At 46.8% G+C, this 26,732-nt stretch carries 24 protein-coding genes and 1 other annotated feature; of the genes, 3 read left to right on the top strand and 21 right to left on the bottom strand.

Annotated elements, in window-relative coordinates; genetic code table 11:
• Nucleotides 1-12: 12 nt before the first annotated feature.
• The 12 genes from AC58UX_RS00585 to AC58UX_RS00530 all read right to left on the bottom strand — a co-directional run bounded on the left by AC58UX_RS00585 (nt 13) and on the right by AC58UX_RS00530 (nt 9,360).
• Nucleotides 13-888, bottom strand: a complete 876-nt coding sequence (locus AC58UX_RS00585; protein ID WP_497248679.1) for a M50 family metallopeptidase — start codon at nt 886-888, stop codon at nt 13-15.
• The gene (locus tag AC58UX_RS00580; RefSeq protein ID WP_497248677.1) at nt 881-1,756 is read right to left on the bottom strand and encodes a peptidoglycan DD-metalloendopeptidase family protein; all 876 of its coding nucleotides are present in this window, start codon (nt 1,754-1,756) and stop codon (nt 881-883) included. Before AC58UX_RS00580 ends, AC58UX_RS00585 begins: the two co-directional genes overlap by 8 nt.
• Nucleotides 1,757-1,872: 116 nt before the next feature.
• Nucleotides 1,873-3,021 (bottom strand): FtsW/RodA/SpoVE family cell cycle protein, encoded by a 1,149-nt coding sequence (locus tag AC58UX_RS00575; protein WP_497248675.1) that lies wholly within the window; start codon nt 3,019-3,021, stop codon nt 1,873-1,875.
• 7 nt (nt 3,022-3,028) lie between these two features.
• Nucleotides 3,029-3,823, bottom strand: coding sequence for a septum site-determining protein MinD (gene minD / locus AC58UX_RS00570; protein WP_497248673.1), 795 nt, complete (start codon nt 3,821-3,823; stop codon nt 3,029-3,031).
• Nucleotides 3,824-3,858: 35 nt separating this feature from the next.
• Nucleotides 3,859-4,521, bottom strand: a complete 663-nt coding sequence (gene minC / locus AC58UX_RS00565) for a septum site-determining protein MinC (protein WP_497248671.1) — start codon at nt 4,519-4,521, stop codon at nt 3,859-3,861.
• Between the two features lie 72 nt (nt 4,522-4,593).
• Nucleotides 4,594-5,121: a rod shape-determining protein MreD gene (mreD, locus tag AC58UX_RS00560; RefSeq protein WP_497248669.1), complete on the bottom strand. Its 528-nt coding sequence runs from the start codon at nt 5,119-5,121 to the stop codon at nt 4,594-4,596.
• Nucleotides 5,122-5,134: 13 nt separating this feature from the next.
• On the bottom strand, nt 5,135-5,986 hold the full coding sequence (gene mreC / locus AC58UX_RS00555; RefSeq protein ID WP_497250000.1) for a rod shape-determining protein MreC: 852 nt from the start codon (nt 5,984-5,986) through the stop codon (nt 5,135-5,137).
• A gap of 33 nt (nt 5,987-6,019) precedes the next feature.
• Complete coding sequence (locus AC58UX_RS00550) at nt 6,020-7,054, bottom strand: rod shape-determining protein (RefSeq protein WP_497248667.1); 1,035 nt, start codon at nt 7,052-7,054, stop codon at nt 6,020-6,022.
• Between the two features lie 36 nt (nt 7,055-7,090).
• Nucleotides 7,091-7,780 (bottom strand): RadC family protein, encoded by a 690-nt coding sequence (gene radC, locus AC58UX_RS00545; RefSeq protein WP_497248665.1) that lies wholly within the window; start codon nt 7,778-7,780, stop codon nt 7,091-7,093.
• A gap of 109 nt (nt 7,781-7,889) precedes the next feature.
• Nucleotides 7,890-8,339: an Rrf2 family transcriptional regulator gene (locus AC58UX_RS00540; protein ID WP_497248663.1), complete on the bottom strand. Its 450-nt coding sequence runs from the start codon at nt 8,337-8,339 to the stop codon at nt 7,890-7,892.
• A 121-nt stretch (nt 8,340-8,460) separates the two neighbouring features.
• Nucleotides 8,461-9,063, bottom strand: a complete 603-nt coding sequence (locus tag AC58UX_RS00535; protein WP_497248661.1) for a Maf family protein — start codon at nt 9,061-9,063, stop codon at nt 8,461-8,463.
• Nucleotides 9,064-9,114: 51 nt separating this feature from the next.
• Nucleotides 9,115-9,360: a DUF4321 domain-containing protein gene (locus tag AC58UX_RS00530; protein ID WP_497248659.1), complete on the bottom strand. Its 246-nt coding sequence runs from the start codon at nt 9,358-9,360 to the stop codon at nt 9,115-9,117.
• A 165-nt stretch (nt 9,361-9,525) separates the two neighbouring features.
• Here AC58UX_RS00530 and AC58UX_RS00525 point away from each other — a divergent pair, with 165 nt between their 5' ends.
• On the top strand, nt 9,526-10,764 hold the full coding sequence (locus AC58UX_RS00525; protein ID WP_497248657.1) for an N-acetylmuramoyl-L-alanine amidase: 1,239 nt from the start codon (nt 9,526-9,528) through the stop codon (nt 10,762-10,764).
• Between the two features lie 58 nt (nt 10,765-10,822).
• Here AC58UX_RS00525 and AC58UX_RS00520 read toward each other — a convergent pair whose 3' ends face one another.
• From AC58UX_RS00520 to AC58UX_RS00495, 6 genes are all read right to left on the bottom strand, one after another.
• Nucleotides 10,823-12,154, bottom strand: coding sequence for a hypothetical protein (locus AC58UX_RS00520; RefSeq protein WP_497248655.1), 1,332 nt, complete (start codon nt 12,152-12,154; stop codon nt 10,823-10,825).
• Nucleotides 12,155-12,315: 161 nt separating this feature from the next.
• Complete coding sequence (gene murC / locus AC58UX_RS00515) at nt 12,316-13,704, bottom strand: UDP-N-acetylmuramate--L-alanine ligase (protein ID WP_497248653.1); 1,389 nt, start codon at nt 13,702-13,704, stop codon at nt 12,316-12,318.
• 7 nt (nt 13,705-13,711) lie between these two features.
• The gene (locus AC58UX_RS00510; RefSeq protein WP_497248651.1) at nt 13,712-15,085 is read right to left on the bottom strand and encodes a bifunctional folylpolyglutamate synthase/dihydrofolate synthase; all 1,374 of its coding nucleotides are present in this window, start codon (nt 15,083-15,085) and stop codon (nt 13,712-13,714) included.
• Between the two features lie 70 nt (nt 15,086-15,155).
• The gene (locus AC58UX_RS00505) at nt 15,156-17,816 is read right to left on the bottom strand and encodes a valine--tRNA ligase (protein ID WP_497248649.1); all 2,661 of its coding nucleotides are present in this window, start codon (nt 17,814-17,816) and stop codon (nt 15,156-15,158) included.
• A gap of 103 nt (nt 17,817-17,919) precedes the next feature.
• Nucleotides 17,920-18,180, bottom strand: a binding site (T-box leader).
• A gap of 194 nt (nt 18,181-18,374) precedes the next feature.
• A complete protein-coding gene (locus AC58UX_RS00500; RefSeq protein WP_497248647.1) occupies nt 18,375-19,466 on the bottom strand; it encodes a LysM peptidoglycan-binding domain-containing protein in 1,092 nt (363 codons plus the stop codon).
• A gap of 117 nt (nt 19,467-19,583) precedes the next feature.
• Entirely contained in the window at nt 19,584-20,471 is an 888-nt protein-coding gene (locus AC58UX_RS00495) for an RluA family pseudouridine synthase (protein ID WP_497248645.1), read from the bottom strand.
• Between the two features lie 266 nt (nt 20,472-20,737).
• Here AC58UX_RS00495 and AC58UX_RS00490 point away from each other — a divergent pair, with 266 nt between their 5' ends.
• Nucleotides 20,738-22,213: a phosphodiester glycosidase family protein gene (locus tag AC58UX_RS00490; protein WP_497248643.1), complete on the top strand. Its 1,476-nt coding sequence runs from the start codon at nt 20,738-20,740 to the stop codon at nt 22,211-22,213.
• 62 nt (nt 22,214-22,275) lie between these two features.
• On the opposite strand, the gene hemL is transcribed toward AC58UX_RS00490, so the two are convergent.
• Nucleotides 22,276-23,574, bottom strand: a complete 1,299-nt coding sequence (gene hemL / locus AC58UX_RS00485; protein WP_497248641.1) for a glutamate-1-semialdehyde 2,1-aminomutase — start codon at nt 23,572-23,574, stop codon at nt 22,276-22,278.
• A 60-nt stretch (nt 23,575-23,634) separates the two neighbouring features.
• Between hemL and AC58UX_RS00480 the strand changes: the two genes are divergently transcribed.
• Nucleotides 23,635-24,318 carry a Crp/Fnr family transcriptional regulator gene (locus AC58UX_RS00480; protein ID WP_497248639.1) on the top strand — a complete coding sequence of 228 codons (684 nt, stop codon included), beginning with the start codon at nt 23,635-23,637 and terminating at the stop codon, nt 24,316-24,318.
• Here the strand turns inward: AC58UX_RS00480 and hemG are convergent, their stop codons facing one another.
• Nucleotides 24,319-25,788: a protoporphyrinogen oxidase gene (gene hemG, locus AC58UX_RS00475; RefSeq protein ID WP_497248637.1), complete on the bottom strand. Its 1,470-nt coding sequence runs from the start codon at nt 25,786-25,788 to the stop codon at nt 24,319-24,321.
• Entirely contained in the window at nt 25,785-26,732 is a 948-nt protein-coding gene (gene hemH / locus AC58UX_RS00470) for a ferrochelatase (RefSeq protein ID WP_497248635.1), read from the bottom strand. The genes hemG and hemH overlap by 4 nt, the downstream gene beginning before the upstream one ends.

Raw genomic sequence — 26,732 nt, 5'->3', positions numbered from 1 at the left:
TCACCAGTTATTTTACATGAAAAGATCGGAAACTGCACTCCCCGGTTTTTTCCCATCTAAATAACCGCCGACGATTTGCTGCTCGGGCAACACCGCTTGGATGCGCCCTAGGTCGTTCACAACGTAGATCAAGTGATATTTCTCACGCATAAAAAGCTTCAAAGTCTCAGCCATCGTAAGCTGTCTAGGGATGACAATCGGCTGCGCTCTCGTACCGCGGCTCAACAGCTGCCCCACTCGGAAACCGCGCCCCATTAGAAAACGAAGAAAATGGTACGGTATTTGCCTGTAGGCATACCAATTCGACACCAGGAGAAACAAGCCTATGACGAGGATATTGATCGGCAGATGACCTTGTATAAGCTGGATAATGGCCATGATGATGATCGAGAAGCTAATAATCATACTAATCCAAACGGAATACACAATGGTGCTATGGTACGGCATGATATAGCCCAAAAGTCCTTGCATCACTTTGCCGCCATCTAGCGGCATCACAGGGATCAGATTGAATAAGCCAATCATCAGATTAGCTTCAATGAAATAGTCCCACCAGCTGCCACTTCCGATATCCATCGACTTCATCAGCAGCGCTAATAGGATCATCCACACGTGCTGCAAAGGGCCAGCTAAAGCGACGATCAGTTCCTCGCGAGTGGACGTCGTTCCTAACTCATCAACAATTAAAACACCGCCGAAGGGAAGAAGCTGCACTTCTTGCACTCGCCAACCGAAGCCTTTGGCCGCGGTTAAGTGACCCAGCTCATGGATGAGCACAATGCCAAACAGGGTGATTGCCTCTAAAAAATACCCAGTAAAGGCACAACCGATCATAATTAACGTAAATAACGGATGAAATCGATATTTCGTGCCTGCCCATTTAATCAAAGGTGATCACATCCGCCGGGTTGATTGTCACGCCCTCTTTCATGACGGAGAAGTACAGCGTCCCTTTCGCTGGGTCTTTAGCTGATGCCTTGCCGATGGGCTCGCCAACCTTCATCCAGTCTCCAACGGATACACTTGCTTCACTAAGCCCGCCATATAAGGACTCCAGCCCTCCTGGATGACGAATCATGATCGTTAAACCAGTATCCGCAGCTTGGCCCGAAAAAATGACCTGCCCTGTATCCATGGCATACACTGGAGCAAACTCAGCCGTATTCAGATTCACTCCCTTATGGAGGGTTCCATCATATCTAACCATGACGCTACCTTTCGCTGGGGCGAACAACGTACGCCTCGAGGTACTGACAATAACCGCCTCATTTCCTGTGCGATTAAAGCTTGGAATAAAGGAAGGCGCTCCTCCGAACTTTTCGGTATACCACGCGGAAATCGCCGTAAAATCATAGGACTGCGTAAGTGCTGCTGTAATATATAGCTTGCCTGTGATTGCCCAAGGCTTGTCTAGCTGAAACATGCCATAAACAGCCCCAAATATCGCGGCGCTGATTAGCAACTTGTAGGCGATCTTACGCGGAGACGGAGGCGTGAACAAGCTTTTTTCTGGATCATCCTGATTTCTATCCATCATCAGCTTTTGTCTCCAGGCAAATTCAGGGTCCTCCATTCGCCTTCTCCATTCAGGATCGGCAAGCAGCGGCACTTCGTCTATTTGACGCGGAGGCAAAAAGAAATCGGCCGACTGAGAGGTTCTAAGTGTACTTCCATTCCCGAGTGTTGCTTCCGATGATTCTCGCAAATGACGAAGTCGTTCTAGTCGGCGCTGCTTTACTTTATCTTTGATAACCATAGAATCCCCCTCCTTATAAAGTTTCATTAATACAACCTATGTGGGAGTGGACAAGATTATGTGATTATCGTGGATGCACAAAAAAAACAAGCCGCCTCACGGCAGCCTGTCAGAATTTAAAACAATTCAGGGGCACGCTCTTGATGCAGCTTCACACTCATGACTAAGCCGAGTGAGAGCATGTTGATCAGGAGCGATGTTCCCCCATAGCTTACGAATGGAAGCGTAATACCAGTTAACGGCATAATGCCAATCATCATACCGACGTTTTCAAATATTTGAAACACGAACATGGAGACAACGCCAACCACGATATAAGCCCCGCCTAATTGAGAACTTTGGATAGAGATTAGAATCATCCGATAGATAAGCAAGAAATAAATAAGCAATAGGACAGCAGATCCACGGAAACCAAACTCTTCTCCAACAACGACGAAAATTGAATCGGAATAGGCGAAAGGGATAAAGTTACTATGCACGGAAGTCCCCTGCAAGAAGCCTTCCCCTTCTAAGCCTCCTGAACCAATGGCCCTCACTGCGTTACGTACCTGATAATTATCATCATCTGACACTTCTGTCGGATAGAGGAACGTATCAATCCGATCCATCCAGTGGCTGAAGCCATAGCCTTTCAGCATCTCGAATAAGGTATCATGAAAATGTTTATACAGGGTAAGTGTCAGGAAGCCTACCCCGGCCACGACAAGGATACTTATCAAAACTTGCGAATATTTGATATTACCGATCCACAGCATCCCTAGCAAAATAATGATAAAAATGATCGCATTCCCTAAGTCCGGCTGAATGAGCACTAGCATGAAAGGAATGAGAACGGCTATTCCTACTGGAATAATATCATTTTTAACTAAGAGCAGATCTCCTCCGCGTTTAGCCAGAAGAGCTGTGATACAAATAATGAGGATCAGCTTGACGAGTTCTGCCGGCTGAAAAGTCAAACCGCCTGGAAGCTCAAACCAGCCGCGGGCGCCATGAATTTTTTTACCGAAAAAATAAACGGCAATCAAGGAGACAATCCCAATCCCATACAAATACGGGGCGATCCGAATAAGCACACGGTAATCGAATAAACTACAACCTAGAAAGGCCACTAAGCCTACCGCGTATAAGACCAAAATTTTTGTAATACTAATGTTAATCGTCGGATGATCGATCGATGAGCTATAGACTAACATCGTACTGATAACCATAAAAGCAAATAGGATGACAACAATTGGAATATCAATGTTTTTCAGCTTGGCAAACACAGAACAATCATCCTATTCCAATAAACTTTTTCATACGTTTTACCCAACCGGTTTTATCTTCAAGCTGCATGAGCGGCACCGTATCCCCAACGATACGTCGCGCAATATTCCGATACGCAATAGCAGCGCGTGATGAAGGATTCATCACCGTAGGCTCACCTAAATTAGCCGCTTTAATTACATGCTCATCATCCGGCACAATCCCCAACAAATCGATAGCGAGTACGGTACAGATTTCATCGATGTCCAGCATCTCGCCTTTTTTTACCATTTGCGGGCGTATGCGATTAATCACCAGCTTCGGTGAAGATATTTTCTCATTTTCCAACAAGCCTATAATCCGATCCGCATCGCGCACAGCTGCATTCTCTGGCGTCGTTACGACAATCGCTTTGTCAGCGCCGGCAACCGCGTTTTTGAAGCCCTGCTCAATCCCTGCCGGGCAGTCAATGATGACGTATTCGAAATCATTTTTAAGTTCCAGAATAATCGTCCGAACTTGTTCCGGAGACACGGCATGCTTGTCTTTTGTTTGCGCCGCTGGCAGCAGATACAGTTCATCAAACCGCTTATCTTTAATTAAAGCCTGAGGCAATCGGCAGCGTCCTTCCGCAACGTCCACAAGATCGTAGATAATCCGATTTTCCAAGCCCATAACTACATCTAGATTACGTAAACCAATATCCGTATCCACCATGCATACTTTCTTCCCAAGAAGTGCAAGAGCAGTCCCCAGATTAGCGGAAGTCGTCGTTTTACCAACGCCGCCTTTACCTGAGGTGACAACGATAGCCTCTCCCATATTCCTCACCCCAGACATAGTTTTTATGATCAAAATTACAATTTGACCGGAGCATCCGGCCAAATCCGATGAAGCTGATGCAGCTTATCGATCTCCATTTTACCTTCTTTAACATAAGCAAATTCCATGAATGCCTCTTCAATTCCCCATTCGTCGGGTGAACGGCTGATGACGCCAGCAATTCGCAATTGCGTAGGACGCATATGAGAAGCGGCAATGATGGCCTTCTCATCCCCATCTGACCCCGCATGGGCCATACCACGAAGTGACCCCATGATGTAAATGTTCCCTGTGGAAGTAATAATTCCGCCTGGGTTCACATCACCTAAATAAAGTAAATCCCCTTCGTTGTGGAGCGTTTGTCCTGAACGAATCATCCCTCTTAGGGTTGTCATCGAGGCTTTGGGCTCGGGCAGCACTTCGACCTTCGGCGGTTCACTTTCGATCGATTGAATCAAGAGATTCCCTTTCTGCCGAATGACAGCGCGAATCTCTTCCTTCTGCTCATCCGTCGCCTCACGGGTGCCCAATTTGATATTCACATGAATAATGGGACCCGTTAATATTTGTTGATGCGTTTTCTCAAGCTTATGTTGCAGCTCTTGCAACAGCTCTTGCCAATCGCATGCGTCATTTAGTAAAAAAACAAGGCCATCCTTGACCCCTTTTATCATCACATGGTGCTTCGCTACAGACATAATGGCATGACGACCTCCCAACCTATACATTTCGGCCCTTGTTCTAATTTTTCCTGCTTGTCACCTGGAAAATTAATCTTCCTTCGCTGAAGCTGCAAGACGCTTGCCTTCAAGCAGTTTGCGAATGGGAACGTAGCAAATCAAGGCCACAAGTAAATTAAAGAGAACACTTGGGAGCATGTAATGGGTGAGAGCAAAATTAAGATCAATCGCAATCAGCTTGAATAAGCGGTTGATGCCATAGTTCAGAAATTCAAATATGAGCAAACCTAAGCTCGTTATCAGCAAGTTGTAAAAAATTAAGTTCGGCTGCTTGCGCTGAGCAAGCCCTGCCAAATACCCTACGAGTCCCATGCTGAAGGAATATACGCCAAGCATAGCTCCATAGTAGGTGAAATCATGTAATAAACCAAATAAAAGTCCATAAACCAAAGCCGCATGACGATGATGAAAAAGTCCAATAAACATGATGAAAACCAAGGTTAAGTGCGGAGTTACGTAGACGATCGATTGCCATGAGGATGGCAGCAGCCATACCACTAAGCTGCCTTGAAGGATAAACAATCCGAACAGGATGAGCCATAAGACTTGTCTATTCATTTGTCGGCTCACCTCATTTCACTTCCGGAACTTCAACGACGAACACTTCACGGATCCGATTAAAGGATGCTCTTGGCTTCACCATAACTTTATAGGTAATGCCAAATTCCCCAGGTCCTATCGACGAGATCGTACCCACTTCTATCCCTTTAGGGAAAACCTGCCCCAAGCCTGACGTAATAATCGTATCGCCGACCTTCATATCATCCGCATGTTCGACCTTATTCATCACCAGCTCACCTACTTTAGGATCATACGATTCAATCATCCCAAATGGCTGAGTTTCGTTACCTTTGACTGTGACCGCAATCGCCTTCGAGTTGTTATCCGTATCGTTGGTCTCTGTAAGAAGCTGCACATTGGAGTGAAAACCAAATACTTTGCTCACTCTTCCTACTAAGCCATCGACCGTCATAACGGCCATATTCTCCTTGATCCCGTCTTTATCACCCAAATTAATCGTAACAGTGCTGTTGTACGGGTCTGGATCAATGGTGACAACCTCTGCGATGCGATACGTATAATTGTTAGCTTCACGCTGACGCTCTGTAAAACCAAGCGCTTCCATGAGTCGTTTGTTCTGTGATTCAAGCTCGTTCAATCGCTGCGTATCTCGCGCATACTGCGTGAGCGTCAGCTTTAATGTTTTGTTTTCTTCATAAATGACACGCAGCTGTCTGATATCTTCGAAGAAACCCGCTACCTGCGCAGCGGGCTTGTACAAGAGTCCTTGCGTCCATGAAACCGAGTCTTTCACAAATTTTTCAGGCCATGTCATCGGCCCGCGATTGCCTAGTGTTAGTCCCATTAAGATAAAGAAACAGACTAACCCGGACATAAGAAAAATGAGTCGTTTATTTCCCATGAATTTAAACAAATTAGCACCTTCTAACGATAATTAACCCTTATATCTCGAACCAGATCCTGATTTGTTTTTAAACAAATGAATGTTTTCTAAAGCGCGACCTGTTCCTATTGCAACACAATCCAATGGATTATCAGCAACCAATACAGGCATCCCTGTTTCTCTAGCTAAAAGACGATCCAAATTGCGGAGCAATCCGCCTCCGCCAGTCAATACAATTCCGCGATCCATAATATCAGCAGACAACTCAGGCGGACACTTCTCAAGCGTAACCTTCACGGCTTCCACAATCGCACTTACCGTGTCAGACAACGATTCTGTAATCTCGACCGAGGATACGCTTATTGTTTTCGGCAAGCCGCTGACAAGGTCACGACCACGAATTTCAAGCGTTTCTGCCTTCTCCATATTAAGAGCCGAACCAATTTCAATTTTCAGCGTTTCCGCTGTGCGTTCACCAATCATCAGATTATATGTACGTTTAATGTATTGAATAATGGCTTCATCCATTTCATCGCCGGCAATCCGAATGGATCGGCTGGTAACGATACCGCCAAGCGAGATAACCGCAACTTCTGTTGTTCCTCCGCCAATATCGACCACCATGCTTCCGGTAGGCTCCCATACTGGCAGGTCTGCACCAATCGCAGCAGCAAACGGCTCCTCAATGGTATAGGCTTCCCTTGCTCCAGCTTGCTTCGTTGCATCTTCAACGGCACGCTTTTCTACTGCTGTAATACCGGATGGCACACACACCATGACGTTCGGATGGCGCGGAAATAACCAACGCTGTTTCTGCGCTTGGCGAATAAAGTAACGAATCATCGTAGCGGTCGTGTCGAAATCGGCAATGACGCCATCTTTCATTGGACGAACTGCACGGATGTTCCCTGGTGTCCGACCAATCATCTTTTTAGCCGATTCACCTACTGCTTCAATTGTCTTCGTATCTGTACGCAGGGCAACCACTGAAGGCTCCCTAACGATTATTCCTCTGCCTTTCACATACACCAATGTATTCGCGGTACCCAAATCAATCCCAAGATCTTTCGTAAAACCACCAAACATACTAACGGCTCCTTTCCTGTTGCGTGTTCTATTATATTACATAAAGCCTTGTTCCTTCAAACTTATAAATCTCTGATCTCCAATGATAACATGATCTAACACTTCAATACCAATTATGGCTCCAGCTTCCACTAATCGCCTGGTCAGACTAATATCTTCCGGACTTGGGGTGGGGTCCCCGCTCGGATGGTTATGTACACAAATAATCGAAGCACTGCTCCGTTTAATCGCTGCTCGGAACACTTCCCGCGGGTGAACAATGGAAGCATTCAAGCTGCCCATCGATAACGTTTCTTGCGCAAGAACATGATTCTTGGTATTTAGAAACAAGCAAACGAAATGCTCCTTCTGTAAATACCGCAGATCCTCGCTCATTAAATCCGCGATATCTTTAGGAGAACGGATCGTAACCCTCTCCTCATAAGAGCTTTTGGCTAATCTGCGGCCTAGCTCAATTCCCGCCATAATTTGGAGTGCTTTCGCATCGCCAATCCCCTTGATTTGTGTCAGCTGGTCTTTGCTCATGTCGACTAGGCTGCGCAGACCGCCGCTTTCACTTAGAATCCGGCTTGCCAGATGAATGGCAGATTCCGCTACTGTCCCAGTTCTTAATAAAATGGCTAGCAATTCAGCATGACTTAAGGCCCCTGCTCCTAATTGGAGCATACGCTCACGCGGTCTTTCTTCGTACGGAACTTCTCGCAGCATCAGGCTTGAGCTTTCCATGTTTTCCCCTCTTCCGTATTGTAGGTTGTGTTACTTCTAGCTATCCCATGCATGCAGGAACAGACCCCTAAAGACACATAAAACCCCCGGATATAGGATCCGAGGGCTTCTAGGATAAAGATTCTGTATGCGATTTGGGACATTCTAAATTTCTGATTTGTTCAAGCATGCTGCCGATCGTATGACCTTCAAAGTAATTTTCCATTTGCTTCTCAGCATCCATGAAAACCTTACCCATCAATCGATCCATCTTGGATGAAATCATACATGGTTTGGACTCATCACCTGAGCACCAACTTGGCTTCAACGTACCTTGGCAGGTTAATCGGTAGATTTCACCGAGTGTAACTTCCTCAGGCTTACAACTTAAAATAAAACCGCCGCCAATACCTTCCTTCGTAGACACATACCCTGCTTTGCGCAGAAAACCCATGACCTTACGAATTCGTGCAGAATGCGTAGACACATTTGCTGCGATTTGTTCGCTCGTTGCCATATGATCTGGCAAATGCGCTAACAGAACAAGGCTGTGGACGGCAATGGTAAATTCGCTGTTCATGGTAGATACCTCCCTGAAGAATGCGAAGTTATGTCGCTTACTGTCATTGTAACCGTTACAGATTGCTCAGTCAATCTTATTACCCTATTTTGGACTAGAATGGATAGGACTGGAAATCAGGTTACAGAATCTGAATATCGAATGTCAGCAGCAAATCACTCAGCAATGAAAGCGGGAGTCCGACAACCGTGAAATAATCGCCTTCAATTCCACTAATGATCGTTGCTCCGATCCCTTGAATCGCGTAAGAGCCCGCTTTATCTCTCGGTTCCCCTGTAGCAATATAGCGCAAAATCTGCTCGTCCGACATCGCCTTCATTCGCACGTTGGTCACGCTATGTGAGACAACCTGTTTCCCCGTTGCTGCATCCACACAGGCCACACCGCTATACACCTGATGCGTACGGCCTTGCAGACCTTGCAGCATGCGGAAGGCATCTTGTTCATCTACCGGTTTGCCAAGAACTTCCTCGTCTAGCACCACAACCGTATCCGAGCCAATGATAATACCGTGCTTATCTTGTTCTTCTAGCATTTCTTGAACGGTAGAAGCTTTGCGCAAAGAGAGCAGCTCAACAAGTTCAGAAGGCGTTATTTTTTGTTCGACGGTCTCATCCGCGTCACTCACCCGAATAATATAGGGTAGTCCGAAAGATTGGATTAGCTCCTGCCTACGCGGCGACGAAGAAGCTAGAATAAGTCTTGTATGATCTGGGGTATGCACGTTCAACAACTCCTAATTTAGTATCCTACCTGAACAAACTTCAATTTTTCCCTATAGCTTCCGATAAAGTAAATAGGCTCCAACTAAGCCAATAATGCTGCATAGGTTTAGCTTCACCAAAAGATGAAATTCATATTTCACAACTTGTAAATCCGCTTTGGGTTCCCATGAAATTTGAACCGACTTGGTTAAAAATGAGAGAGCAGGAACGGGTGCCAGCAGCTGGCCAATAATAATCCCGGTAATTAACCCGATGATTAGAAATATGATCAGTGTAAATGTGTTGTTTTTTTTCATTCCTGACATCCTCTCTACGTTTGTACAAGCCTATTATAAGGGGTAACACCTCTTTTTTCCATGCAAAATAAGCGGCACAACGATTTGATGTCATCCTTGGTGATTCTTACCTGCTTACAGCATAGACCAATCCTAGTATGATAGTTACCGGAGGTATTTTCAACTATGACTCTGCTCAAAAGACTTATTTTATTCACTTCATTACTCACCATTGCGTTTCCTTACCATGCATTCGCTTACAAGGTAGTGCTAGATGCCGGTCATGGCGGAAGTGATCCTGGTGCCATTGGCGTTGGCGGTCTCCGTGAAACCGATGTCAATTTGGACATCACGCAAAAGGTGCGGCAAGCGCTGCTGGATCGCGGCTATGAGGTCGTGATGACTCGCACCAATGACACGTTCCTGTCGCTGGCTCAGCGGGTTGATTTCGCGAATGAACAACAAGCTGACTTATTCGTATCTATTCACGCTAATGCACATTCTAGCAGCAAAGCGAACGGCACCATGGTGCTCTACTATGACAGCGCATACCCGCAAGAGGATTATCCAGCAAGCAGTGCGATGACCCAATTAACACCTTACAGTAAAGATTTAGCGCAAAATGTACAAGACGCTTTGCTGGCCCAATCAGGTACCAAGGACTTAGGCCTGACACCTAGTGCTGTCTATGTTGCACGCATGGGAACAATTCCGAGCATTCTGGTAGAGACCGCATTTCTTACGAACAAAAGTGATGCAGCCTTGCTAGCCAGCGATGCCATGCGTTCCAAAATGGCGATCGGCATCGCCAATGGAATCAGCGCGTATGAACCTCCCCTTTTTACCGATGTGCTTGTGCACTGGTCTAGACCTGCCGTTCTTCGCATGAAGAATAAAGGCATTGTCGAAGGCGTAGGTAATAACTATGAGCCTGATCGTGCCTTAACAAGAGCAGAATTCCTAACGCTGATGGATCGCGTGTTCTCGTTCGACAAGCTGCCGAGCGTATGCACGACGACAGCAAGCGTGACTTCCAACGTTTATGGATGCGGAGCTGGATCTGCTGCGAAAAGCTACACAGATTTGCCAGCTACCCATTGGGCTAATGCGGTTTTCACCAAAGCAGGGAAGTTAAACTTACTTCAAGGCTACGCGGATGGTACAATTCGTCCCAATCGAGCGATTACGCGTGGAGAAGTTGCTTATTTATTCAATCAGCTTCTGCAAATGACTTCACCAAGCAAACCATCCTCGACGAACTCAGCATTCGATGATGTTCCCTCATCACTATGGAGTGCTGCAGCCATCAACACGCTGAAAGAAAAAGGCATTATTAACGGCAAAACGGATACATCCTTTATGCCGGACCAAACGATGACACGAGCTGAAATTGCAGCTCTGCTCGATCGATACCTTAATAAATAGGACAAGCCGTGTATCTCAACTCTGCTGTAGAGTTCAGGTACACGGCTTTTTTAAAAATTTAAGCGACACTAATCGTTTTGAGCAGCTCTTTCTGAGCGATCAGGTACTGCATCAAGGAGGATTGTGCTTGCCACATCAAGGCTTGGGATGGAGTTTTTTTGTACTCTTCCATGGATTGAACGGCACGATTGATCGCTGTAGTCATTTTAGTTAATGACTGCTTTACATCATCACCAGCACCATCAGCAAGCCCTGTACCGAGCGCATTAAGTGCCTGATGCGACGTACGGATTCCCTGCAGCGAAGCATCCGTAAGTGCAGTAGGCTTCGTCTCTGCCAGATGGACCAGTGTCAATCCGCTAATCGTATTCACAAGCTTATCGCCATCCGCAATGTAATTGGCCACTGACTCCGGCTTTGCTCCCGACCAACGAATCCCTGTTACCGCTGGGAAATCCACGTTCTTCATAAAGACTTCAATGGTTTTATCTGTTGCTTGCACACCAGATCTCAGCGCAATCGCATCATCCTTCGACTTCGCAAAGCCCACAAACACAGTAAGTTTATCGGAATTATCCACTGCGGAAGCGAGCCCCTTCTTACTCAACGAATCTTGAACCGCTTGAGCGCCCTGCAGCGAACTAAACACACCATTTTGCAAGAACGTATACGATTTCGCAGGAATTTGCACAGGTGTGACAGCTACGGAAGTTGCAGGCAGCGCAACGGCCCCAACGCCTGTCTGTGTCTTCGTCGTTGTGCCTGCAGCCTGCGTGTTCGGTGATGGCACAGTTATTTTAGTCGTGTTCGAAGTCACAGCCGTCGGATCTTGATCGGCGGAGGACGAGAACATCGAAAGGACGAAGAATCCGAATGCGATACCGGTAACTACCGCGCCAGCCACGGATGTTGCAATACGAATCCACGGAGTGCTTGACGATTTAGCATAACGAGCGCCTGTGCTTGGCTCCCTGTAGGGCTCCTTCGGTGTCCAGCTTGACCAGTTATTCCGATCGTCAGCAGACTCTACATCATTTCGTACTGGGGTTGGTTGTGGGGAGTGCTGCTGCTCTCTGGAAATCTGCGTTTCACGGATGATCCGTTCTACACGCTCTCCCTCCGATTCGATCGGACTATTCCAACTCCCAAAATCGGTCGTAAACGTATTCAGCGCATGAGGTTCAAATAAGGATTCCACTTGCTCTCTCTCTGCTTGCTCGAAAGTCGTCAGTTCTTTCGAACTGCGATCCAGCTTCGAGTCTATAACTTTAAACTCTTCTTGATAGAGTGGGATTACGTTCTCATCTTGCTCATGAACCCGCGCTGCTCTCCGCGTTGATTCTGCCCCCTCCTTGGGGTCGAATCGATAAGTGATTCTAGCTTTTTTCATTCTTTTCCCACTCTCCTCATCGCATGTATGTTGGAAACGGACACTATACCGTATCATCTTGTCCTAATCTTCTGTTACTAGAGTATGAGAGTGAGAACATGAATATGATTCTTTAAGAAAAAAAGACCGCCTCCAGCCCGTCGGCTACAGCGATCTTTTCTCTATGTGTGTGATTCGTATTTTTTGCGCAGTGATTTCGCTAAGCCATCCGCTGCTTTCCAGATATCGCCTGCCCCCATTGTAAGGACGAGATCGCCAGGTTGAACGTGATCAACCAAATAGCTCAACACTTCTTCACGTGTTGGGATATGCTGTACGTTCGGGTTGCTGTTGCTGCGAATCAGTTCAACTAGCTTTGCAGAGTCTACACCTTCAATTCGCTGTTCACCTGCCGGTGAATAAATATCCGTGATAATCACTTCATCGGCTTCAAGGAAGGAACGGCTAAACTGCTCGAACAGGTAGTAGGTCCGCGTATACCGCTGCGGTTGGAACACCGCAATGATGCGCTTTCTCGTTGCTTTCGCTGCTGAGATCGTTGCTTGAATTTCAGTTGGATGATGAGCGTAATCATCGATCACCAAAATATTTTCAACTTCGCCAAGCACCTGGAATCTACGCTTAGCTCCCCGGAATTCTTGAATCGCTTCCGCAATATTCTCAAAAGCTAGGCCCGCTTCCAAACAAGTAATCAACGTCGCAAGCGCGTTGTATACATTATGTCTTCCTGGCACCGATAAGCTAATTTGACCCAGAGATGCACCTTCAAACTCTACCGAAAAGGTCACCTTGCGGTCACCAAGCGTGATGTCGCGTGCGATATAATCCGCTTGTGTTTCAATCCCATACGTAATCACTTGGCTTTGAATTTCCGGAATCATTTCACGCAGGAATTCATCATCCTGACATACGATGGCTTTCCCGCCAGGTCTTACTTGGCTAAGGAATTGTTTGTATGCCTTTTTCAAATTTTCGAAATCGCCATTGTAATTTTCCAAATGGTCCGCTTCGATATTATTAACTAAAGCGAGGGTTGGGTGATATTGAAGGAATGTTCCATCGCTCTCATCCGCTTCCGCAACAACGTAGTCCCCTTTGCCAGCTTTGGCATTGCTGCCTACATTCATGATCTCTCCACCGATAATATACGTTGGATCGATCCCGCAAATCTCCATCACCAATGCAATCATGGAGGATGTTGTTGTCTTGCCGTGGGCACCTGCAACAGCAATCCCTTTACGTTCGTTCATCAGCCTTCCCAGCATTTGTGAACGATGAATAATGGGAATGTTCAATTGCTCTGCCGCTTGCATTTCTACGTTATCTTTGGCTAACGCCGTTGAATATACAACCAAATCGGCTCCTGATACGTTAGCCGCCTCATGGCCAATAAAGACTCTAGCACCCTTCGCTTTCAGTTTTTCTGTAAGCTCTTGCTGTGCTAGATCAGATCCCGAAATACGGTATCCCATTTCGAGCATAACTTTGGCAATGGCACTCATGCCGTATCCGCCGATTCCAATAAAATGTACGTGTTCTGCTTGATTCACGCCGTTCTCACCATCCTTTTTCAGAATCGGTTTGATAGGTTATCCAAGAACGAACATCAGAGATTAAATACAGCGTGCCAGATACGACCGCCAGATCATCCTGCTCAGTTCTATTTGTTAATAAAGTTAGAGCCTGCTTCCAATCGCGTTCAACAACGATGTCAACTTCACGATTCATCTCTCGCAGCAGACCCGATGCGAGTTCTGCGAGCATGGAAGCATCCCCTTTTTTATGAAAATTAGCTTCTGTAATAATAAGTGTATCCACCAATGGTAGTATATGCCTTAAGTAGCCTGTATGATTCTTCGTTGCTAGCATTCCAATCATCATATGAAGCTTCTTGTAGCTGTACACATTTTGAAGGGCTGAAGCCAGTGTTGCCGCCCCTTCTGGGTTATGTGCCCCGTCGATAAGAATCCGAGGTTCCTGTGAAACCATTTCCAGTCGACCAGGCCATTTCGTTCCAGCAAGACCGTTCTGCAAATCCACATTATCCACGATGGTGGCGTAATATTGACGAAGCACTTCTAGCGTCATAACCGCTACCGCGGCGTTTTTCAATTGATGCTCACCGTTCAATGTAATGGACAGCTCCGGTATTGGTCGGAATGGTCCGTTAAATTGGAAGGTCTGACGATCAAGCTCACTCGTCACATCCGTCAACGAAAATTGATCGCCAAGGGTGTAGAGCGTAGCTTTCTTCGCTTTCGCCGTCTGTTCGATCACGCGCCATACAGCTTCCGGCTCCACTGCTGTAATTACAGGCACGCCTGCTTTAATGATGCCTGCTTTTTCAGCTGCTACGAGTTCTAGTGTATCCCCCAAAATATCCATATGATCATGGCCGACATTCGTAATAACGGTAACGATTGGATTCACGATATTTGTGCTATCCAGCCTTCCCCCGAGACCGGTTTCCCATACCACATAGTCGGGATATGCCACTTTTCCAAAGTAAAGAATCGCTAGAGCCGTTGATATTTCAAACATCGTTGGCGGGCCAATCTCCGTCGCTGCAATCTCATCTACAATCGGCTTCATCTCATTCACTAAACGCAGTAGTACGTCATCCTCAATGTCTGCGCCATTGACTTGAATACGGTTCGTGTATCTCACCAAATAGGGCGACGTAAACGTACCTACATCATAGCCGCACGTTTGAAGAACGGAAGCTAAATACGCGCAGGTAGAACCTTTGCCATTCGTACCCGCTACATGAATAAACTTCAACCTGCGTTCAGGGTGACCCAGCTTCTCCATCAAAAGTTCCATACGTTGGAGGCCCGGCTTCATACCGAGCTTCTCCATCCGTCCTACGATCCAATCAATGGCTTCTTGTGCGGTTTGGAAGGCATCCGCCGTGTTCTTGATTTCATCCATTGTTCTCATCCTCATTTACTATATGAATCACCTTGCCCGCGAACCTAGGCGATCGTATAATTTGCCTTTATTACGACTTTAACTCCGCTAATCGAGCGATAACTTTATCCCGCTTATCCGCATAATCAGCAAGCTTGGCTTTCTCTTCTTCGATAACCTTCGCAGGCGCTTTAGCTACAAAGCCTTCATTGCCCAGCTTTTTCTCAATACGCTCAACCTCACCATGTAAGGATTGCAGTTCTTTATCCAAACGTGCAAGCTCTTGCGCGATATCGATCAAGCCTGCTAATGGCAAGTAAAGCTCAGCTCCTGTGATAATTGCCGTCATCGCTTTGTCAGGCGCAGCCATCGCAAGGTCAATTTGCAGCAAGGACGTGTTGCAGAAGCGCTTCAGGTATTCCTCATTTTTAACGAGAATATCCTGCGATTCTTGACTTGCCGGTTTAACAAGAAGTTCAACTTTCTTGCTCATCGGCACATTCACTTCAGCACGGATGTTTCGAACCGAACGAATCGCTTCCATCAAAAGCTCCATCTCACGGACCGCATCAGGCGCTTCGAAGGCTGCGTTCTCTGTCGGCCAAGCCGCCAGTGTGATCGTATCTCCAACATGCGGCAAATGCTGCCAGATTTCCTCGGAGATGAACGGCATGAACGGATGAATCAAACGCTGTGTTTGATCGAGAACATAAGCTAGAACGGATTGTGTCTTCTTCTTCGCCGCAGCATCCGTACCATACAAGCTCAACTTACTGAACTCAATGTACCAGTCACAGAGATCATCCCAGATGAAATTATAGAGCAGACGGCCTGTTTCGCCGAACTCGTAGCTATCAATTAGACGAGTCACATCACGAACCGTTTCATTTAAGCGATGCAAAATCCAACGATCAGCCGTTCCCAGCTCACCTGTCAAATCAATATCAGCAGCTGTTACACCTTCCAAATTCATCAATGCGAATCGGGATGCGTTCCAAATCTTATTGGCAAAGTTCCGAGCTTGCTCAACCCGCTCCCAACGGAAGCGCAAATCTTGACCAGGCGTGGAGCTCGTAGAAATCATATAGCGCATTGCATCCGCGCCGTATTTCTCGATTACTTCTAACGGATCAACACCGTTGCCGAGCGATTTGGACATTTTACGACCTTCGGAATCCCGAACAAGACCGTGCATCAGCACATCTTTAAACGGAATTTGCCCTGTAAATTCAAGTGCTTGGAAAATCATCCGCGCAACCCAGAAATAAATAATATCGTAACCTGTTACCAGGACACTAGTCGGGTAGAAACGCTTCATATCTTCGGAATCATTCGGCCAGCCTAATGTGGAGAAAGGCCATAGCGCCGAGCTAAACCATGTATCCAAAACATCATTATCTTGGTTAAGATTCGCGCTTTGACAATGCGAACAAGCTGTCGCATCCTCAAGAGATACAGTCACTTGACCGCAATCCGCACAATGCCAAGCTGGAATTCGGTGTCCCCACCATAGCTGACGGGAAATGCACCAGTCGCGTACATTTTCAATCCAGTTCAAATACGTTTTCTCAAAGCGGTCTGGTACAAAATTAACACCAGTGCCTGATTTTTGCGCTTCAATCGCTTGATCGGCCAACGGTTGCATTTTCACGAACCATTGAGTAGACAAGTAAGGCTCAATAACAGCACCGCTGCGCTCGCTATGTCCAACTTGGTGAACGTGCTCTTCAATTTTGATCAGAACACCTTGTTCTTTCAGATCAGCTACGATTTGCTTGCGGCACTCGAAACGGTCTTTTCCTTGGTACGGGCCCGCATTCGCGTTCATCGTACCGCTTTCGTCCATAACAAGAATTTGCGGCAGGTTATGACGCTTACCTACTTCAAAATCGTTCGGATCATGAGCAGGCGTGATTTTTACCGCGCCGCTGCCGAACTCTTTTTCCACGTAATCGTCTGCAATAATCGGAATTTCGCGATTTACAATCGGAAGGAGCAAAGACTTCCCGATCAGGTGCTTATAGCGCTCATCTTTCGGATGAACAGCAACAGCTGTATCACCAAGCATCGTTTCAGGACGTGTCGTAGCAACTACGATGGAGCCTGAGCCGTCTGTCGTTTCATATTTCAAATGATACAGCGCACCTTGCACTTCTTTGTACTCAACTTCAATATCCGAAAGTGCCGTACGTGCCGCTGGATCCCAGTTAATGATATAGTTGCCGCGATAAATCAGGCCTTTTTCATACAAACTTACGAAAACTTCACGAACTGCTTGGGAAAGTCCTTCATCAAGGGTGAAGCGTTCACGAGTATAATCGAGAGAGAAGCCCATTTTAGCCCATTGCTCACGAATCGTATCCGCATATAATTCTTTCCACTCCCAGACCTTCTCCAAGAACTTCTCGCGTCCAAGATCGTAGCGCGTTTGTCCTTGTTCGCGAAGCTTCTGCTCAACTTTTGTTTGTGTAGCAATCCCCGCATGGTCAGAACCAGGCAGCCACAGCGTGTCAAAGCCTTGCATACGTTTCGTACGAATCAGAATATCCTGCAATGTAAAATCAAGCGCATGCCCGATGTGCAGCATCCCTGTTACGTTCGGCGGCGGGATTACGATTGTGTACGTTTCCGCATCTGGACGGTTGCCCGCTTTGAAAAAATCGTTCTTAATCCAGTAATCGTACCATTTACGCTCCGCTTCTTTCGGATCATAGGTGGTAGGCATTTCTGTTTGCAATTTCGTTTCGGTCATAAAAAGTACCTCCATATCTGGTTAGATGTTATTGTGATTGCGAGCTTCGGTTGCAAGGATCCAAAAGAATTGTGCAAATAAACACAAAAAAACCTTTCGCCCAAAAAAGGACGAAAGGTATAGCTTCCGTGGTACCACCTTCATTTCATGCATTTGCCCCAATAGCAAATAACATGACACTTAAAACAGATAACGGCTGCGACCGGAAAATGCTAATGCATGCCAGATACGATATCTCGGCGACTGCACTCACATTTACTGCTCCAGGGCGACTTCGATCGGATGTTTCCTGAGGAACCTCTCAGCGCTGCAGTTCCACTCTCTGAAGGGCGTTCCGACTACTACTCCCTATCCTTGCAATTCCATATGTTGGTTTGAAAATGATTTACACTATATGATAACCAAGATTTGCCCTATAGTCAATATGTAACAAGCCTGCTTCCGCGAATGTCATGGTTAGTTCATAGTATTGGGAACAAATAGCATTATTATACGTGTAATCATAAAGAGCCCCCAGCTGCTCTCAGCAGCCAGAGGCTCTTGCCTATGTATAGGTATTTATTTGGGCAAATAAATAACTTGACCCACGACAATATCCTGATCACCTAGACGATTCATCAATTGCAGCTCACGCGTGGTCAGCTGATAACGTTTGGCGATGGATTCTAATGTATCTTCCTTCTGGACGATACAAAGTTTGAGCTTCCTGAACTCTTGCGACTCCGATCTGCTCTGAAGAAATAATCGCCGCCACTCAACCGCATCTATCCGCGATTCCGCCTCAAGAGCCGCTTGCGCCTCAGCTTCCGCATTCCGCTTGTCGGAAAGATACGAGCCTGCCTTAGATAATAGCGATTTGATGCCATATGGATTAACCTCCACAGCGTCTGCCGCCTTCTTGCCAAAGGCAACTTTAAGCTCCTTTTTCTCCTCCGTAACAACGGTACTATCGGCATGAGGGGTTACCTTCAGCTCGATTTGCTCTACATCAATACCAAACGAATCATCGCCATGTGAAACGGGTTGAGCTGCAAAGTTGGTTGGTTCAGGTGCAGCAGCAATCAGGGTTGGTGAAGGCGTTGGAATTGGCGTAGGCAGTGGAACTGGTGTCGGCGGTGGTTGAATCACCTGTTGGATCTGCGGTTCTTGAACAGCTGGTGCTGCAAATTGTTCGGGTGCTGGTACTGGCGCTGGAGCATATGGAATAACAGGCTCCGAGCGTGGATAGTCAATTTGGTGTACAAAAGTAACCTCTTCTTCCTCCCGCCAGCTTTCTTGTGGAGCAGACACCATTTCTACACCTTGAAGGGAAAGAACTCCCGTCACATTCAAGCTGCGTGCCGATAAGAGGTCGATATCAAAGTTCTCGATTTCCACCTGAATATCTTCTACACGATGAATGCGATTCAAGGGCAGTGTGATTTCGACAGGAATCAAATGCTCAAGTGTGCGAGGGCTGCCGCCTTCGTCACTAAAGTAGTTACCCGTTAGTAGTAAATTCCCCTTTAAGATCGCTTGATCATCCAGCGTTAGCACTTGAATATGCGGAAGCAATTCTACTTCATTCAATTCTTGTATCGCCGCCAAATTGTCCTGCAAATGCACACGTTCATAAATATCAAATCTTAAACCAGGTTGTTGTTCAGACACCGAATGAATCCTCCCTTCCGTTAACTCGAAACATCGAGCAGCTCCGAATTGTTGGGTGATATACTTGATTGTCTCTAAAAGTATATGGGTGGAGGAGGCAAGGCATGACTACATTTTTCAATTTGCGGACATCTGTTCGAGCAGTTGCTTGAAATCTAGTGGATACGGTGCATGTACTTCTACCTCTTGTTGTGTGATCGGATGCGTAAATAGAAGCCGCTCGCCATGGAGAGCTTGTCGATGGAATCGATTCGAAGAACCTCCATATAAGGTATCTCCGACTAGGGGATGTCCTAGATAACTAAGATGAACCCGAATCTGATGCGTACGGCCTGTTTCCAGCTCTACCTCTACGAGCGCTCCTGCCTTCCATTGTTGCAGAACACGATAATGCGTAATCGCCTGATCCCCATTCGGTGCTACTCTCCGCTTTCCTGGCTGATGACGATCCTTGCCGATCGGCTCATCAACCCGGCCTTCCTTCGCCTTGAAAATACCTTGCGCTATCGCGACATAGCGTCTATCAATTTGCTTCTCTCGCATGGCTTCATCCAATAGGACATGCGCCCATTCATTTTTGGCATAAAGTACAACGCCTGTCGTATCTTGATCTAGACGGTGAATATGACGAACGCCGCATGCTTGTCCAGTCGCTTCATAATAGTGGGCTACCGCATTGGCAAGCGTTCCCCCCTGTCCGACTTCCGCCGGATGGACTGATTTACCAGCTGGTTTATTCACAACTAGAGTGAACTCATCCTCAAATAACACGTCTAATGGATAAGACTCAGGTTTAAACGCCGCCTTCTCCTGAGGAAACACCTTTAGCCTAATCGTATTCTCTTCTACACGAATAAGCCCCTGTGAAGCTAAACGCAGAAAAAATTTGCGAGGCACAGGCAAGTAAGCCGCTAGTTCTTCAACTGCTCCTGGTTTAAGCGGTTTCCAATGCTCATTTGGAAGTGGTAACAGCAGCCATTCTCCATCACGCGACCACTGTATCATGATTTCATACCTTTACGAAAAGATAGAAAGATTGCTAGCAGTATTAGTAGAAATACAAAAACAATCGCCATTAAATCGATTGGAAAATCAAAAAAGTAATAACGTTTCATAAGTAAATTGAGCTCCTTAACAAAGTAGGGATTATGTACACTTTATTTTAACAATTACCAATACCATTTGTATGCAAAAATATGATACTATAATTCTTGTATTGTTTTTTTTCGACATTTTCTATCAATTTATTAATAGAGCAGGAGAGGTTTACCTTGGGTAGTTCAATTGCAAATCATTTTCGAAATTATAGTTGGCTGAAGCGGACTTTACTCGTTATAGCAGTATGCACATTTTTAAGTTCCAGCTTTTTATTTCTAACCCCGCCGGGGACTTTCATTCGTGAGTATTTGGCCAAAACGGTCATCACCACACAGCATCGTGATTGGGCGTGGATCTTTGTAGGCGCGCAGCGCAGAGATCAGATGGTTCTGGAGATGCAAAATCTGACAGAAGTTAACTCCATCGAAAAGCAGGATATAGAGGCTGTTCAGTTTAATACGAAACGCCCTATCGAAAGTCTTGTTAAGGTGGAAGATATCTCCGGTACATTCTGGAAAGGGAAGCGGATGTATGTCTATGATCCGCGGACGATTCGTGTAGTTGTACCAGGCAAGCAAGGTGAAGGTGAAAGAATCACGTCCATGGTTCAGCGTACGGGAGCGGTTGCCGGCGTGAATGGCGGCGGTTTTAACGATCCTGACGGACTTGGAAACGGATTTGCCCCAATCGGTGCTATTATGTCCGGTGGGAACATCCTTTATACCGACCAAGAAGGCAGTAATCCACAACAAATTGTCGGCTTTACCAAAGAAGGTACGCTGATTATCGGTAAATATTCGATCAATGAACTATTAGATCTTGGTGTCACAGAAGCCGTTTCTTTCTACCCTCGTGTTATCGCCAATGGTAAGCCGCTTATTACAAGCGGTGATGGTGGTTGGGGTCGTGCGCCGCGTACTGCGGTTGGTCAAAAAGCAGACGGAACCGTCATCTTTATCGTTATCGATGGTCGTCAAACATCTAGTGTCGGTGCGACACTGAAAGAAGTACAGGATCTATTCTTAGAAGATGGCGTCATTAATGCCGGATTCCTTGATGGCGGAGCTTCTTCCGAAATGGTTTATAATGACGAACTGATTACCAAACCTTCAAGTCGTTACGGCGAGCGTCGCTTGCCATCCGCTTTCTTGGTATTTGATAACCCAGATTCTATCGTCGTGCCGAACATTTGGGCAGGACTTACGAAGATTGATCCAGGCGGTGCCTACGATCACCCTGATTTCTTGAAAGAGCAAGCTGCACTGAAGGCGCAAGGCAAATTGCCTACACCGACGCCGAAAGCAACGCCTACACCATCTCTGAAGCCAGAGAATACGGCTGAACCAGGCGTTAAAGCAGGCGGTTCATCGTCGCCATCTAATACAGAGTCGACAAAACCAAATGCAACAGATAAACCAACGAATACAGCAACACCATCCAATTCGTCGAACCCTACTCCGACATCTACACCAACGCCTGGAAATGGGAATACGACAGGTGGTATTACGAAGCCGTCAACACCAGCATCATCAACACCGACGCCTACGCCAAGTGCTTCACCGAAGCCATCAACGAATGGAACTACGGTATCACCTACTAACACGACTAACACTACAAACAATACATCACCAACTGTTAAACCAAACTAATAGCAAGCACAAAGGGGCTGCACTCGTAGAAATTTCTACAGAGTGCAGCCCCTTCTTATATCTTACAAACGTTTCAACGCTTCACGATGAGCTTCAATTGTCGTTTCAATATCTGCATCGGAATGAGCCGTAGACACGAACATTCCCTCAAACTGTGAAGGAGCAACGGATACGCCCAAATCAAGCAGATGTCCAAAGTAGGCATTAAAGCGACCTAGATCGGATGTTTTGGCCGAATCATAGTTCGTTACAGCCAGCTCTGTGAAAAATGGACACACCATCGAACCTACGCGATTGATCGTACTGGCAATACCGAACTCCGCCGCATTCGCCGCAAAGCCCGCTTCCAATCTTGCCGACCTGCGCTCCAGTTCCTCGTAAACATTCGGCTCACCCAGCAAGGACAACGTCGCAAAGCCTGCTGCCATAGCCAGTGGATTGCCTGACAATGTACCCGCTTGGTAAATCGGACCTGCAGGAGCAATCTGCTCCATAATGTCCAAGCGACCGCCATAAGCACCCACAGGAAGTCCGCCGCCGATAACTTTACCTAGACATGTTAAATCAGGCGTTACGCCGTATAGCCCCTGTGCACAGTTCTTATGTACGCGGAAACCAGTCATTACCTCGTCGAAAATCAATAAAGAGCCATATTGCTTCGTAATGTCACGAAGTCCTTGCAGGAAGCCTGCCGCGGGAGGAACAACCCCCATATTTCCGGCAATAGGCTCAACGATCAGCGCGGCGATTTCTTCGCCAAACTTTTCAAATACGAGCTTTACGGAATCCAAATCATTATAAGGCACTGTAATTGTGTTCGTGGCCACGCTGCTTGGTACGCCCGGGCTATCCGGCAATCCAAGCGTAGCAACGCCAGATCCCGCTTTAATCAACAAGGCATCGGCATGCCCGTGATAGCTGCCTTCGAACTTCACGATCTTATCGCGCTTCGTGAACCCGCGAGCCAATCGCAATGCGCTCATTGTGGCTTCCGTACCGGAATTGACCATGCGAACCATCTCGATAGACGGAACACGCTCGATAACCAGCTTCGCCATCTCGGTTTCAAGCAGCGTCGGTGCTCCAAAGCTTGTCCCTTTAATCGCAGTAGCCTGAATAGCTTCCAATACTTTAGGATGCGCATGACCTACGATTAACGGTCCCCATGAACCCACATAATCAATAAAGGTATTCCCATCAATATCCGTTACACGAGAGCCTGCTCCACTCTCCATGAATAACGGTGTTAAGCCAACCGATTTAAACGCGCGAACCGGACTGTTTACACCGCCAGGAATCAGCTTCTTGGATTCTTGAAATGCCGCCGCTGACCGTTTGTCGATTCTGCTCGAATTTCCCATTATTTAGCCCCCAATTACGTGATCTTATGTTAAAATGAGGTCATATCCTACCTAATAACTATGTATAAAGGCGGTACACCTCTAATGCTAGAGCTTATCAAAAAAGTTCCTTTATTTGCTCAACTGGACGATCATCAATTGAATGCGCTTGTTGAAATATGTACAAGACGTACTTATAAATCAGGCACGATCTTGTTTCAAGAAAAAGAAATCGGCTCTGTTTTCTATATGGTGCTTAGCGGTTCTGTTAAAATCTACACTACGAGCAGCTCTGGCGAGGAAAAAATACTTTCGATCTGCAAACCCAGCGAGAGCTTCGGCGAGCTTTCCCTCATTGATGGCAAGCCACGCTCTGCTACCGCTCAAACATTAGAAGAATGCGTACTGCTCACCATAACCGGCAAGAGCTTCCTGGAGCTACTCCGTACTCATTTTGACATTAGCTTAGGTATCATGCAGGAACTCAGCAGTCGTCTGCGCGACACGAATCAACAAGTCTATGATCTGACTTTCCTCGATGCAAGAACACGTGTCATTAAAACTTTAGTCAAAATGGCAAACACCCATGGCTTACGCAGAGGTACGACCATCGTCATTAAGCTAGTGCTGAACTTCGATGAAATCTCACAGTTAGCTGGCGTTCAGAAAACAACGCTCATGCAAGTCATTCGCGATCTTGAAGAGAAGCAAATTCTGACGATCTCCGCTTCTGAATTCACCTTGGAGTTAACCAAACTTCGCTAATTATGTGGCAGCTACAGCTGCCTTTTGTTGCGTCTGCCCCATGACAAGTTCAGCTAGCTGACTCGCAGCATCTTTACCTTGTCGAATACAATCCGGCAGGCCGACGCCATGGAACCCTGCTCCTGTGACCAGCACTCGCGGCATGGCTGCCGTAAGCTCTTTTTTGAAATGAGCGATCTCCTCCAAATGTCCAACAGGGTATTGTGGCATGGAGTTCATTAACCGGGTCACTTCAGCGAATTCAGGCTTCGCTGTAATCCCTAACAAATCTTTGATATCATGACGTGCTTTACTTATGAGCTGCTCATCGGACCAAGCCGGCCACTCCTGTTCACCTGCACGACCTATATAACAACGCAGCAGCACCTTGCCTTCTGGCGCAGCATGCAGCCACTTCGCAGAAGTTAACGTGCAAGCCGTAATGGTATACCCCTCATGCTTAGGCACAAGGAAACCTGAGGCATCCAGTTCAAATGGGATATCCTTACGTTCGAAACCCATAATCACATTCGCTACGGAAATATAATCGATTTTCGCAAGCTTGCTTGCAGCCGGCAGCTCCGACAGCAGCTTCGCCGCTTGATACGTTGGCGTCGTCACAATGACCCCGTCAACGATCTCACGATGACCATCCTCAAACATAACTTCCGACAGATGTCCCTCTGTCTTGCGAACAGAAACAACGCCAACACCTGGACGTAAATCCACGGTACTTAAAGCCTCTTCCAAGCGTTTCACTAACGACTGCAGCCCTCGCTTAAATGTCACAAACACGGAGTTGCGGACAGCCGCAGGCAAATGCGCGGTTTCCTCGCTCACATTTTTGCGACTCGCCATCATCCCCAGAATTAAGCTGCGGTTCTTTTGCTCCATCGCCCGAAACTGCGGGAACGTCGACTTCAAGCTCAGCTTAAACGTATCTCCCGCATAAATCCCTGCAAGCAGCGGCTCAACGATGCGTTCGAGCACTTCCTTGCCTAGTCGGCGCTCAAGGAAATGTCCAAGGGACTCATCCGCTGCGACATCCCGCTTCGGCAAAATCAAATCCATAGCCGCTCGAAGCTTGCCTAAAGGTGAAATAAGGCCTGTCTTCATAAATGGCGTCATTTGCGTCGGAATCCCAAGAACTAAACCCGGAGGCATCCGGTGCAGCTTACGCCTGCGAACAATATACGTTTTTTTGGCCTTCGGATTCGTACCCGTCAGCTCGTTTTCCATACCAAGATCATACGCCAAATCAATAATCGGACGTTTACGCGCGAGGAAGGAATCTGGCCCCTTTTCGATGACAAAGCCGTCACGCTCAATCGTGTGGATTTTCCCGCCGAACGACGGTGATTTCTCCACCACAGAGATGCGGAAGGGGGCTCCGTCGTTAGCTTCCGTTAAATACTTTTTCAAATAAAAAGCAGCGCTTAACCCCGTAATCCCGCCGCCTATAATCATATAATGAGGCACGTGTGTACTCATTTCGAACTCGCAGTTTCTTGCCATTTTTTATATACAACATCGCTTAACGTTTCCATGTAAAGAGGATCCGTATTCAGCGACTCCGTCCGCTCCAAATGAATACCCAGCTCTTTCGCTAGTGCTTGCGCTTCGATATCGATATCGTAAAGTACTTCTAAATGATCGGAAACAAAGCCAATTGGACACAGCAAAATTTTATCCACAGCTTCTTCTTGCTTAATCGTACGCATTACGTCCATAATATCTGGACCTAACCATGGCATTGCCGTCTGTCCTGCACTTTGCCAACCAAACTGCCAGTTCGTAAGACCCACCCGCTCAGCTAATGCTTTGGACGTAGCCAGCAATTGATCCGGATAAGGATCCTTCATCTCTAGAATTTTCTCTGGCAAGCTATGCGCTGTAAAGATAACCCGTACGCTATCACGATCTGATCCTGCAAATTTTCCCAACGCATTCTCAACACGTGTTTGCAAGGCGTCTAACAGCTTCGGATGCAGGTGATAATCCAACACGAAGCTCATGTTAAGCCCTAGCGCTTCCGCTTTATCCTTCGCTCTCTTCACGTAGCCACCGACACTCATCGTCGAGTAGTGCGGCGCTAGAACGATCCCCACAGCCTCTGTGATACCATCCTTAGCCATTTGCTCCACACCGTCTTCTACGTAAGGCTGCGCATGCTTAAGGCCTTGGTAGCAGACGAATTCAAGCTCAGGGTGCTCTTGACGCAACGTAGCTTCAAGTCCTTGCACTTGTTTATTCGTATTTTCACGCAACGGAAAGAAGCCGCCAACAATGGCCTCATAGCGCGCCGTCAATTCATGCAATTGCTCCGGAGTCGGCGGATGACCACGTCTGATATGTGTATAATAAGCTTCCACTTGATCCAAGCTTTCCGGCGTACCGTACGACATGACTAAGACACCAATGCGCTTTTGGCTCAT

The organism is Paenibacillus sp. J22P90 (genome assembly GCF_059692195.1).
The sequence above is the reverse complement of the archived record's forward strand: the minus strand, read 5'-3'. Positions and strand labels throughout refer to the sequence as shown.